7 protein-coding genes are annotated in these 11,863 nt (G+C 64.1%); 1 reads left to right on the plus strand and 6 read right to left on the minus strand.

The window, feature by feature from the left end:
- Positions 1–86 precede the first annotated feature (86 nt).
- The 3 genes from DH08_RS01735 to DH08_RS01745 form a co-directional block, all read right to left on the minus strand.
- A complete protein-coding gene (locus DH08_RS01735) occupies positions 87–1,460 on the minus strand; it encodes a class II 3-deoxy-7-phosphoheptulonate synthase (protein ID WP_065518317.1) in 1,374 nt (457 codons plus the stop codon).
- A gap of 148 nt (positions 1,461–1,608) precedes the next feature.
- Positions 1,609–5,100 carry a transcription-repair coupling factor gene (gene mfd / locus DH08_RS01740; protein ID WP_192177599.1) on the minus strand — a complete coding sequence of 1,164 codons (3,492 nt, stop codon included), beginning with the start codon at positions 5,098–5,100 and terminating at the stop codon, positions 1,609–1,611.
- A 13-nt stretch (positions 5,101–5,113) separates the two neighbouring features.
- Positions 5,114–5,401, minus strand: coding sequence for an FAD assembly factor SdhE (locus tag DH08_RS01745; RefSeq protein ID WP_192177600.1), 288 nt, complete (start codon positions 5,399–5,401; stop codon positions 5,114–5,116).
- A 92-nt stretch (positions 5,402–5,493) separates the two neighbouring features.
- Between DH08_RS01745 and recG the strand changes: the two genes are divergently transcribed.
- Positions 5,494–7,602, plus strand: coding sequence for an ATP-dependent DNA helicase RecG (recG, locus tag DH08_RS01750; RefSeq protein ID WP_192177601.1), 2,109 nt, complete (start codon positions 5,494–5,496; stop codon positions 7,600–7,602).
- Here the strand turns inward: recG and DH08_RS01755 are convergent.
- From DH08_RS01755 to glmU, 3 genes are all read right to left on the minus strand, one after another.
- A complete protein-coding gene (locus DH08_RS01755; RefSeq protein ID WP_192177602.1) occupies positions 7,554–8,312 on the minus strand; it encodes a DUF502 domain-containing protein in 759 nt (252 codons plus the stop codon). The two genes, recG and DH08_RS01755, sit on opposite strands and share 49 nt — an antisense overlap.
- An 82-nt stretch (positions 8,313–8,394) precedes the next feature.
- Positions 8,395–10,218, minus strand: coding sequence for a glutamine--fructose-6-phosphate transaminase (isomerizing) (glmS, locus tag DH08_RS01760; RefSeq protein ID WP_192177603.1), 1,824 nt, complete (start codon positions 10,216–10,218; stop codon positions 8,395–8,397).
- Positions 10,219–10,405: 187 nt separating this feature from the next.
- On the minus strand, positions 10,406–11,764 hold the full coding sequence (gene glmU, locus DH08_RS01765) for a bifunctional UDP-N-acetylglucosamine diphosphorylase/glucosamine-1-phosphate N-acetyltransferase GlmU (protein ID WP_192177604.1): 1,359 nt from the start codon (positions 11,762–11,764) through the stop codon (positions 10,406–10,408).
- Positions 11,765–11,863 lie beyond the last annotated feature (99 nt).

Raw genomic sequence — 11,863 nt, forward strand, 5'->3', positions numbered from 1 at the left:
GCGGCCCGTCATGCGTCTCCGCGAAACGAAAAAAGCGCCGGATCTCTCCAGCGCTTTTGTTCAATCCATTCTGTCTGCAGACAGGCTCAGCCGTTGGCGGCCTGCTTGTGCTGGACCGGATGGCTCTTCTTCAAGAGGTCCGAGACCAAGAAGGCCAGCTCGATCGCCTGGTCGGCGTTGAGGCGCGGGTCGCAATGCGTGTGGTAGCGATCCTGCAATTCCTCGGCGGTGATCGCGCGGGCGCCACCGGTGCATTCGGTGACGTTCTTTCCGGTCATCTCGACATGGATGCCGCCCGGATGCGTGCCCTCGGCGCGGTGCACCTCGAAGAAGGTCTGCACTTCCTTGAGAATGCGGTCGAACGGCCGCGTCTTGTAGCCGGCGGCCTCGATCGTGTTGCCGTGCATCGGGTCGGACGACCACACCACGCTGCGGCCTTCCTTTTGCACCGCCCGCACCAGCTTTGGCAGATGGTCGGCAACCTTGTCCGAGCCGAAGCGCGCGATCAGCGTCAGCCGGCCCGGCTCGTTCTCCGGATTGAGCAGATCGATCAGTTCCAGCAATCCGTCCGGCGTCAACGACGGGCCGCATTTGAGGCCAAGCGGGTTCTTGATGCCGCGGCAGTATTCGACATGCGCATGGTCGGGCTGGCGCGTGCGATCGCCGATCCAGATCATGTGGCCCGACGTGGCGTACCAGTCGCCCGAGGTCGAATCGACGCGGGTCAGCGCCTCCTCATAGCCGAGCAGCAGCGCCTCATGGCTGGTGTAGAAATCCGTCTCGCGCAGCGCGAAATTGGTTTCGGAGGTGATGCCGACCGCGCGCATGAAGTCCATCGTCTCGGTGATGCGGTTGGCGAGCGACTCGTATTTTTCGCCTTGCGGGCTGTCGGAGACGAAGCCCAGCATCCAGCTATGCACGTTCTCCAGGCTGGCATAGCCGCCCTGCGCGAAGGCGCGCAAAAGGTTGAGCGTCGCCGCCGACTGGCGGTACGCCATCTCCTGGCGAGCGGGATCGGGAATGCGCGACTTGGCGTCGAACTCGATGCCGTTGATGATGTCGCCGCGGTAGCTCGGCAGCGTCACCTCGCCCTTGGTCTCGTTGTCGGACGAGCGCGGCTTGGCGAACTGGCCGGCAACGCGGCCGACCTTCACCACCGGCTGCGCGCCGGCGAAGGTCAGCACCACCGACATTTGCAGGAAGACGCGGAAAAAGTCGCGGATATTGTCCGCGCCATGCTCGGCAAAACTCTCGGCGCAATCGCCGCCCTGGAGAAGGAATGCGTCACCGGCTGCGACAGCTGCAAGCTGCTTCTTCAGCTTGCGCGCCTCACCGGCAAAAACCAGCGGCGGAAAGGTGGCGAGCTGGGCTTCCGTGTTCTTCAGCGCGGCAAGATCCGGATAAGCAGGAACCTGCTTGATCGGCTTTGCCCTCCACGAATTCGGCGACCATTTCGTCATCGTTGCACCCAAACGCTCTTTCCAGCCGGCATCCTCGCCGCTATTCCAGCCCCATAAGGGGGTGGCGGCTCCATACACGAAGCCGATTTCCTATTCTAGACTGGAATTTCAGCGCTGGCGAATGCGCCAGACGCCGCGAGCAGCCTCGCTACGCTGCCACCAGCCGCGCCAGCTGCGTCATCACCACCGCTGACCCGGCCAGCCGCTTTTCGGCACTCGGCCAGTCGCGGCTGAAGACGACGCTGTGATCGGGCCGGATCTTGGCCAGCGAGCCCTGCTCGCCGATGAACTTGACCAATCCGACCGGGTTGGGGAACTCGCGCTTGCGGAAGTGAATGACGACGCCCTTGGGGCCGGCATCGAGCTTTTCGACATTGGCCTTGCGGCAGAGCGCCTTGATGAAGACGATCTTCAGGAGATGCTTCACTTCCTCCGGCAGCGGTCCGAAGCGGTCGATCAGCTCGGCGCCGAACGCGTCGATCTCCTCGGTGTTTTCGAGGTCGCCGAGGCGGCGGTAGAGCGCCAGCCTGAGCTGCAGGTCGGGCACATAGCCCTCCGGGATCATTACCGCCGTGCCGACGGCGATCTGCGGCGACCAGCCGCCGTCCTGCACTTCGCCGGAATCCTTCACTTCGGCCACCGCCTCTTCCAGCATCTGCTGGTAGAGCTCGAAGCCAACCTCCTTGATGTGACCGGACTGTTCCTCACCGAGAAGATTGCCGGCGCCCCGGATGTCGAGATCGTGGCTGGCGAGCTGGAAGCCGGCGCCGAGCGTGTCCAGAGACTGCAGCACCTTCAGCCGGCGTTCGGCGGTGTCGGTCAACTTGCGGTTGGCCGGCAGCGTGAACAGCGCATAGGCGCGCACTTTCGAGCGGCCGACGCGGCCGCGCAGCTGGTAGAGCTGCGACAGGCCGAACATGTCGGCGCGATGGATGATCAGCGTGTTCGCGGTCGGGATGTCCAGACCGGACTCGACGATGGTGGTCGACAAAAGCACATCGTACTGGCCGTCGTAGAAGGCGTTCATGATGTCGTCGAGCTCGCCCGGCGGCATCTGGCCATGGGCCACCGCGATCTTCAGCTCGGGCACGGATTCGCGCAGGAAATCATGGATTTCGGCGAGATCGCTGATACGCGGCACGACATAGAAGGAATGGCCGCCGCGATAGCGCTCGCGCAGCAGCGTCTCGCGGATGACCAGCGGATCGAAGGGCGAGATGAAGGTGCGCACCGCCATCCGGTCGACCGGCGGCGTGGCGATCAACGACAGCTCGCGCACGCCGGTCAAGGCTAGCTGCAAGGTGCGCGGGATCGGCGTCGCCGACAGGGTCAGCACGTGCACATCGGTTTTCAGGTCCTTCAGCCGTTCCTTGTGCTTGACGCCAAAGTGCTGCTCCTCGTCGATGATCAAAAGGCCGAGATTCTTGAACGAGATCGCGGATCCGAGCAGCGCATGGGTACCGACGACGATGTCGACCGTGCCTTCGGCAAGACCCTTCTTGGTTTCAGCCAATTCCTTGGCGCCGACCAGACGCGATGCCTGAGCGACGCGGATCGGCAGGCCGGAGAAGCGCTGCGAGAAGGTCTTGAAATGCTGGCGCGACAACAGCGTCGTCGGCACCACCACGGCGACCTGAAAACCCTCCATCGCCGCGATGAAGGCGGCGCGCAGCGCCACCTCCGTCTTACCGAAGCCGACATCGCCGCAGATCAGCCGGTCCATCGGCTTGCCGGCGCCGAGATCGTCCATGACGGAATCGATTGCCGTCTGCTGGTCGTCGGTTTCCTCATAGGGAAAGCGCGCGGAGAACTCGCCATAGAGGCCATCCGCCGGCACCAGCGACGGCGCCGAGCGCATCTGCCGCTCGGCGGCGATGCGGATCAACTGCCCGGCCATATCGAGCAGCCGCCGCTTCAGCCGCGCCTTGCGCGACTGCCAGGCGCCGCCACCGAGCCTGTCCAGCGTCGCCTCGGCCGAATCCGAGCCGTAGCGCGACAGAAGCTCGATGTTTTCCACCGGCAGGAACAGCCGGTCGTCGCCGGCATAGTGGATCTCGAGGCAGTCATGCGGCGCGCCGACCGCCTCGATGGTGCGCAGGCCGATGAAGCGGCCAATGCCGTGATCGGTGTGGACGACGATGTCGCCGGCCGACAGGGACGAAGCCTCGGCGATGAAGTCGGAAGCGCGCTTCTTGCGTTTGGAGCGCCGGATCAGGCGATCGCCGAGAATGTCTTGCTCGGCAACGACGACCAGTTTTTCCGTCTCGAAGCCGGATTCCAGCGGCAGCACGGCAAGTGCTGCCTGCCCCGGCTCGAGCTTGTCCGCTTCGGCAAGAGTCGCCACCGGCACGAGATTGCCGAGATGATGTTCGGCCAGAATCTGGCCGAGCCGATCGAGCGAGCCTTCGGTCCAGCCGGCTATGACGACGCGGCGGCGTGCGGCGCGCTCGTCGGCGATATGCTTCACGACGACGTCGAAGACGTTGACGTTGGGGTCGGCGCGTTCTTCGACGAAGGCGCGGCCATGGCGCGAGCCGGCGTGGAAGATCTTTTTCGCGCCTGCATCCGGCGCGTCGAAGGCGGTGAAGTCGATGGCTTCGCGCGGCCCAAGCGAGGCAACGAGGTTTTCCGGCGAAAGATAGAGCAGGTCAGGCGCCACCGGCTTGTAGGGCACGGCGTCCTTCAGCGCGCCGTCGGCCTGTTTGCGGCGCGCCTCGTAGTGGTCGAGGATCAGCGTATGCCGTTCGGCCAGCGCCTCATGCGCCAGATGGTCGAAGACGACGGGGATATCGGGCAGATAATCGAACACCGTCTCCAGCCGCTCATAGAACAACGGCAGCCAATGTTCCATGCCGGCGAAGCGCCGGCCCTCGCTGACTGCCGCATAGAGCCCGTCATCGCGCTGCGGCGCGCCAAAGGCCTCGATATAGGCGCGGCGGAAACGGCTGATGGTCTCGGGCGTCAGCGCCACTTCGCTCATCGCCTGCAGCGCCATCGACTTGCGCTGCCCGGTGGTGCGCTGCGTGGCGGCGTCGAACACACGGATCGATTCCAGCGTGTCACCGAAGAAATCGAGCCGCAGCGCTTCGGTCCAGCCGGGCGCGAACAGGTCGAGAATGCCACCACGCACGGCGAACTCGCCGACGCCGCGCACCGTCGGCACCCGCTCGAAACCCGATGTCTCGAGCCGCGCGATCAGTGCGTTCATATCGATCTGGTTGCCCGGCTTGGCATGGAAGGTCTGCGCCTCGACCAGATCGGCTGGCGGAATGCGCTGCAAGAGCGCATTAGCCGTGGTGAGGATGACGGCGCGGTGCGGTTTTGTGGCCAGCGCGATCATTGCCGTCAGCGCGTCGAGCCGCTTGGCGGCGGCATCGGAACCCGGCGAGACGCGGTCGTAAGGCAAACAATCCCAGGCCGGAAGTTCCAGCACCGGCAGGCCGGGGGCTGCAAAGGCCAGCGCCTCGATGATCGCCGGCAGGCGCTGGCCGTCGCGCGCCACGAACAGCACCGGCTTGTCGGGCCCGATCTCATGCGCCGTCTGCACCAGCGCGAAGGCTTCATAGCCATCGGCGACGCCATCGACGATGAACTGGCCGGCGCGGCCTTTCGGCAGGCCGATGGAGGGGATGAGGCTCATGGATTCAACGTTTTCAGAAAGTCATGGTCCGGCGCGACGCCAGGATCTTTTGCAGGACGGCACAATCGATATCGGGCGGAACCGCGCGCTCGCCGGTGATCAAAGGCAGGAATTCGGTATCGGGAACATCGAGGAGCCTCTCATATTGGTCGATCTCGTCGCCGGTCAAGGCGCCGATTTCGGCATCGGCGAAGCTGCCGAGGATGAGATCCATCTCGCGCATGCCGCGATGCCAGGAGCGGAACAGAAGCTTGCGGCGGCGGGCATCGAGCCCCTCGCTTGATCGTTTCGTTCCGGTCATCGTACCGCATCCCTGTCTGAAGCGGCGCATATAGCGTGGATAGAGGGCGGTGTCAGCCTTGCGCAATGACCGTCGCGACATAAGCTGACATCATGCGTCCTTCCCTCCTCGATCCGCTGTTCGTCCCGATCACCTCGCTTGCCGGCGTTGGGCCGAAAGTCGGCACACTGATCGAGAAGGTGGTCACTGCCGATCTCGGCGACCGCGCCGCCCGCGCCGGCGACCTCTTGTTCGTCTTGCCCCACACGGTGATCGACCGCCGCAACCGGCCGGGCATTGCGCTCGCACCGGCAGGCGCCATCGTCACGCTCGAAGTGCGCATCGACCGCCATCAGCCGCCGCCGCGCGGCAACAGGTCGGTGCCCTACCGGGTCTATGCCCATGACGAGACCGGCGAAATCGGCCTGACTTTCTTCCATGCCCATGCCGCTTATCTCGAAAAGGCCATGCCCGTGGGCGAGCATGTCGTCGTCTCTGGCCGCATGGAATGGTTCAACGGCCGCCCGACCATGGTCCACCCCGATCATATCGCGCTGGCCAGTGACGCCGAAGCCCTGCCCCTGGTCGAGCCGGTCTATCCGCTGACCGCCGGCCTGTCGGGAAAGGTGCTGCGCCGGGCGATCGGCCAGGCGCTCGGCCGGCTGCCGGAACTGCCGGAATGGCAGGACGACGCCTTCATGCGCCGCCAGACTTTTCCGACCTTCGACGATGCGCTCACCCGCATCCACAACCCGGCCGACCCGATCGATGTCGCCATCGAGGGGGCGGCATGGCGGCGGCTTGCCTATGATGAGTTGCTGGCCGGCCAGGTGTCGCTGGCCCTGGTGCGGGCCAAGGTGCGCCGCCTGTCCGGCCGGCCGCTGATTGGCGACGGCCGCATCGTCGAAAAACTGCGCGCGGCCCTGCCCTATTCGCTGACCGCCAGCCAGGAATTCGCCCTGGCCGAAATCAACGCCGATCTCGCCGACCCGGAACGCATGCTGCGTCTGCTGCAGGGCGACGTCGGCTCCGGCAAGACGGTGGTCGCGCTGCTCGCCATGGCGCGGGCCGTCGAGGCCGGCGGTCAGGCGGCGCTGATGGCGCCGACCGAAATCCTGGCGCGCCAGCATCTGGCGACGATCACCCCTTTGGCTGAAAAGGCCGGCCTGCGCATCGCCATCCTCACCGGCCGCGAAAAGGGCCGCGAGCGCACCGACACGCTCGCCGGTCTTGCAAACGGAGAAATCGACATCGTTGTCGGCACCCACGCGCTATTCCAGGAAACAGTGACTTTCCATGACCTCGTCTTCGCCGTGGTCGACGAGCAGCACCGTTTCGGCGTCCATCAGCGGCTTGCCATCACCGCCAAGGGCGATGCGCCCGACATGCTGGTGATGACGGCGACGCCGATCCCGCGCACTTTGGTGCTGACCGCCTTCGGCGACATGGATGTGTCGAAGCTGACCGAGAAGCCGGTCGGCCGCCAGCCGATCCGCACCGTGACCTTGCCGCTCGAAAGGCTGGACGAACTGGTTGGCCGTATGCTCGATGCCGTCACCGACGGTCAAAAAATCTACTGGATCTGTCCGCTGGTCGAGGAATCCGAAGAGATCAAGCTGATGTCGGCCGAGGACCGCTTTGCTTCGCTGAAGCCGCTGTTCGGCGACCGGATCGGGCTGGTGCATGGTCGCATGAAGGGCACAGAGAAGGACGAGGCGATGCGCGCCTTCAAGCAGGGCGAGACGCGCATCCTGATCGCCACCACGGTTATCGAGGTCGGCGTCGACGTTCCCGATGCGACCATCATGGTGATCGAACACGCCGAGCGCTTCGGCCTTGCGCAACTGCACCAGCTGCGCGGACGAGTCGGGCGCGGCGACAAGCCGTCGTCCTGCGTGCTGCTCTACAAGGATCCGCTGGGCGAGACGGCAAAACGCCGGCTGTCGGTGATGCGCGAGACCGAGGACGGTTTTCGTATCGCCGAGGAGGATTTGAAACTGCGCGGCGAAGGCGAACTGCTCGGCACCCGCCAGTCCGGCACGCCGGGCTTCCAGGTGGCACGCATCGAGGCGCATGCCGACCTGCTCGAGGCCGCCCGCGACGACGCAAGGTTGGTCCTGTCGCGCGATCCGGAATTGCAGTCCGAGCGCGGTTCGGCGCTTCGGCTATTGCTCTATCTGTTCGGCCGCGACGAGGCCGTGCGCCTGCTGCGCGCCGGCTGAGGCCCGGCGCCGAGCGGCGGATTGGCAAGCGGGCCATCGATCCGCTCGCCATTGACGGTCACGATCTTGGCCTTCACCTCAGGCGCCACCAGCCCGGCCGAGACGATCAGCTTGGCGCCGTCCTCGATCGTCATGTCGAGCAGCACAATGTCGGATTTCAGCACATACATCAGGAAGCCGGTGGTCGGGTTCGGCGTGCAGGGCATGAACACCGCGATCAGCGGATCGCCTTCCTGGTCGAGCTTCTGGTTGATCTCGGTTTCCTTCTCGCTGGCGACGAAAACCAGCGACCACACGCCCTTGCGCGGATATTCGACCAGCCCGACCTGGTGGAACATGTCACCCTTGTTCGACAGCACCGTTTGGAAAATCTGCTTCAGCGAACCATAGATGCCGCGCACCAAGGGCATGCGACCGAGCAAGCGTTCGCCGAAGTTGACGATGGCGCGGCCGACGATGTTGGCCGTCATGAAACCGATCAGCGTGATCAGGATCAAGGCAACGATGAGGCCAAAGCCCGGAACCGGGACCGGCAGATAGGTGTCGGGGCTGTAGCGGGCCGGAATATAAGGTTTCACCCAGGAATCGACCCAACCGATGAACGACCAGGCGATATAGGCGGTGATGGCCAGAGGTGCGCAGACGATGAAGCCGGTCAGGAAATAATTCCGCAGCCGGGTCATGCCTGAGGTCTTGGGAGCGTCGGACATGGGTTCACCGCAGCGCGCTGATTGCAACGCGACATTAGTGAACCGCAAGGCGGTTTGGAATTGCGAAGTTTTTAAACGCTGCCTATTCCACCGTCACCGACTTCGCCAGATTGCGCGGCTGGTCGACGTCGGTGCCCATGAACACGGCGGTGAAGTAGGCGAGCATCTGGATCGGCAGCGCGTAGACGATCGGTGAGATGATTTCCGGCACGTCGGGCAGGATGATCGTCTCCATCGTCTTGACGCTCGCCTGTGCCGCACCCTTGCTGTCGGTGATCAGGATGATCTTGCCGCCGCGCGCCGCCACTTCCTGCATGTTCGACACCGTCTTTTCGAAGATGCGGTCATGCGGCGCGATGACGATCACCGGCATGTTCTCGTCGATCAGCGCGATCGGGCCGTGCTTCAGCTCGCCCGCAGCATAACCTTCGGCGTGGATATAGGAGATTTCCTTGAGCTTCAGCGCGCCTTCCATGGCCAGCGGGAAATTGGTGTCGCGGCCGAGATACAGCACGTCCTTGTAGCGCGACAGTTCCCGCGCAATGCGCTCGATCTGCCCGTCGAGCTTCAGCACCTGGTTGGCGTAGCGCGGCGCTTCCGACAGCTCGCGCACCAGCGTCTTTTCCTGCTCACGCGAAATCGTTCCGCGCGCCACGCCGGCGCGTATCGCAAGCGAGGCCAGCACCGAGAGCTGACAGGTAAAAGCCTTGGTCGAGGCGACGCCGATCTCCGGGCCGGCCAGCGTCGGCAGCACCACATCGGATTCGCGTGCCATGGTCGATTCGCGCACATTGACGACGGCGCCGATCTTCATGCCGGCCTTCCGGCAGTAGCGCAGCGAGGCCAGCGTGTCGGCGGTCTCGCCCGACTGCGAGATGAAGAAGGCGGCGTCGTTGGCCGACAGCGGCATCTCGCGGTAGCGGAATTCCGAGGCGACATCGATGTCGACCGGCAGCCGCGCATAGCGCTCGAACCAGTATTTGCTGATCAGGCCGGCGAGATAGGCGGTGCCGCAGGCCGAGATCGCCAGCCGTCCGATCTTGGCGAAATCGAAGGGCAGCTCGAGCGGCTTCGAGACGCCGGAGACGAAATCCACATAATGCGCCAGCGTGTGCGAGATCACTTCCGGCTGCTCATGGATTTCCTTTTCCATGAAGTGTCGGCGGTTGCCCTTGTCGACCATGAAGCTGGTCGAGAGCGACTGCTGGCGCTTGCGCTCGACCTTGTTGCCGTCCATGTCGAAAATGGCGACATCGTTGCGTCGCACCACCGCCCAGTCGCCGTCTTCCAGATAGGTGATCGAATTGGTGAAGGGCGCCAGCGCAATGGCGTCGGACCCCAAAAACATCTCGCCGTCGCCATGGCCGACGGCCAAGGGCGGGCCATTGCGGGCGCCGACGATCAGATCCTCGTCACCTTTGAACATGATCGCCAGTGCGAAGGCGCCTTCCAGCCGCTTCAGCGCCTGGTGCGCGGCCTCGACCGGCTTCAGCCCCCTGGCCAGTTCGCGCGCCACCAGATGCGCCACGACCTCGGTATCGGTCTGCGACGAGAAAGAATAGCCGTCGCGGATTAGTTCGTCGCGCAGCTCGGCGAAATTCTCGATGATGCCGTTGTGGACGATGGCGACGCCGTCGGAAAAATGCGGATGCGCGTTGGTTTCGTTCGGCACGCCATGCGTTGCCCAGCGCGTGTGGCCGATGCCGATCGTGCCGCCGAGCGGCTCGTTCTTCAGCAGGCGTTCGAGATTGACCAGCTTGCCTTCGGCGCGCCGGCGGCCAAGTTCGCCATGTTCGATGGTGGCGACGCCGGCCGAGTCATAGCCGCGGTATTCGAGCCGTTTCAGCGCATCGACGATGAGCGGCGCGACCTGCTGCTGGCCGACAATTCCGACGATACCGCACATGGCGCTTGCCCCCGATTCCTTGCAGAAACCCAGCGCTATCTAGGGATTGCCGGCCTGCCGTAAAAGTCACTTTGCGTTTCGTTCCGTGTCAGCGGAACGGTCCTGCTCGCAATGCACCATGACAGACCGCTCTTGCAATCCGGTTACTGCAATCGTTCGGTTTTTCAGGCGTTTGGCCTGCCAATATTCACTTTTTCTTCGCCGCAGCCGCCGAAGCAAAACGCTCGCGCAATTCCTTGCCCTTGCCTGGAATCGTTTTCTGGCGGGCGCGGCCGAAGGCCAGCGCGTCATCCGGCACGCTTTCGGTAATCACGCTGCCCGAGGCGATGTAGCCGCCGTTGCCGATCGTGACCGGCGCCACCAGCGAGGAGTTCGAGCCGATGAAGGCGCCCTCGCCGATATCGGTGAAGAATTTCGAGTAGCCGTCATAATTGCAGGTGATGGTGCCGGCGCCGATATTGGCGCCCGCTCCAACCCGCGCATCGCCGATATAGGTCAGATGGTTGACCTTGGCGCCCTCCTCGATGACAGCCTGCTTGACCTCGCAGAAATTGCCGACCTTGGCCTTCTGCTTGAGATCGGCACCGGGCCGCAGCCGCGCGAACGGCCCGACATCGCAATTCGAGGCGACGGTGGCGCCCTCGATATGGCTGAAGGCATGGATCTTGGCGCCCGTGGCGATCTTCACGCCGGGCCCGAACCAGACATTGGGCTCGACGATGGTGTCGGCGCCGATCTCCGTATCGTGTGAGAAGAACACGGTCTCGGGCGCAATCAGCGTGACTCCCGAGAGCATGGCCTCGCGCCGCCGGCGCCGCTGCCAGATGCCTTCGGCTTCGGCCAGCTCGGCGCGGTTGTTGATGCCGAGCGCGTTCTCGAAACTGGCCTCGGTGGCGATGACATCGAGCCCTTGGCCGCTGGCGATCTCGACGATATCGGTCAGGTAGTATTCGCCCTTGGCGTTCTTGTTGCCGACCGCTTCGAGCAGCTTCAGCGCCTGGCTGCCGGCCACCGCCATCAGCCCGCCATTGCAGAAGGTGATCTTTTTCTCCTCGTCGGAGCAGTCCTTCTCCTCGCGGATTGCGACCAGCTTGCCGCCCTTTTCGATCAGGCGGCCATAGCCGGTCGGGTTGGCCGTGCGGAAACCGATCACAACGACGCCAGCACCTTCGGCCAGTTTCAACCGTGCCACGGTGAGCGCGTCCGGATCGATCAACGGCGTGTCGCCGAACATTACGAGGACATCGTCGTAACCCCTTGATATCGCGTCGCGCGCAGCCAGCACGGCATGCGCTGTGCCCAAGCGCTTTTCCTGCACAAAAGTCTCTGCCTTCGGCGCAAACTTGGTCGCCGCTTTCCGCATCTCCTCCGCGCCATGGCCGATCACCAGCGCCTGGTCACCGGCGCCGGCGGCCTCAGCCGCCTTCACCACATGGGCAACCATCGGCAGGCCGGCGATCTGATGCAGCACCTTCGGCAGCGCGCTCTTCATGCGAGTGCCTTCGCCGGCAGCGAGGATGACGGACAGGCAGGATCTTTGGCTCATGGAAAGGCAACCGTATGAAAGGGATCAGGAATCGGAACTATCTAGCACTGGCGCCATGCTGCACCAATGCGGTTAAATTCCGGTGAGATGGCGGAGCAG

This window comes from Mesorhizobium amorphae (assembly GCF_014843845.1).
GTDB classification, from domain to species: Bacteria; Pseudomonadota; Alphaproteobacteria; order Rhizobiales; family Rhizobiaceae; genus Mesorhizobium; species Mesorhizobium amorphae_A.

Bases quoted from the DNA above. Each gene is read 5' to 3' on its own strand.
- recG (WP_192177601.1), top strand. From the start codon at position 5,494: ATGCGTCCTTCCCTCCTCGATCCGCTGTTCGTCCCGATCACCTCGCTT.
- DH08_RS01755 (WP_192177602.1), bottom strand. From the start codon at position 8,312: ATGTCCGACGCTCCCAAGACCTCAGGCATGACCCGGCTGCGGAATTAT.
- DH08_RS01735 (WP_065518317.1), bottom strand. From the start codon at position 1,460: ATGACGAAATGGTCGCCGAATTCGTGGAGGGCAAAGCCGATCAAGCAG.
- glmU (WP_192177604.1), bottom strand. From the start codon at position 11,764: ATGAGCCAAAGATCCTGCCTGTCCGTCATCCTCGCTGCCGGCGAAGGC.
- glmS (WP_192177603.1), bottom strand. From the start codon at position 10,218: ATGTGCGGTATCGTCGGAATTGTCGGCCAGCAGCAGGTCGCGCCGCTC.
- DH08_RS01745 (WP_192177600.1), bottom strand. From the start codon at position 5,401: ATGACCGGAACGAAACGATCAAGCGAGGGGCTCGATGCCCGCCGCCGC.
- mfd (WP_192177599.1), bottom strand. From the start codon at position 5,100: ATGAGCCTCATCCCCTCCATCGGCCTGCCGAAAGGCCGCGCCGGCCAG.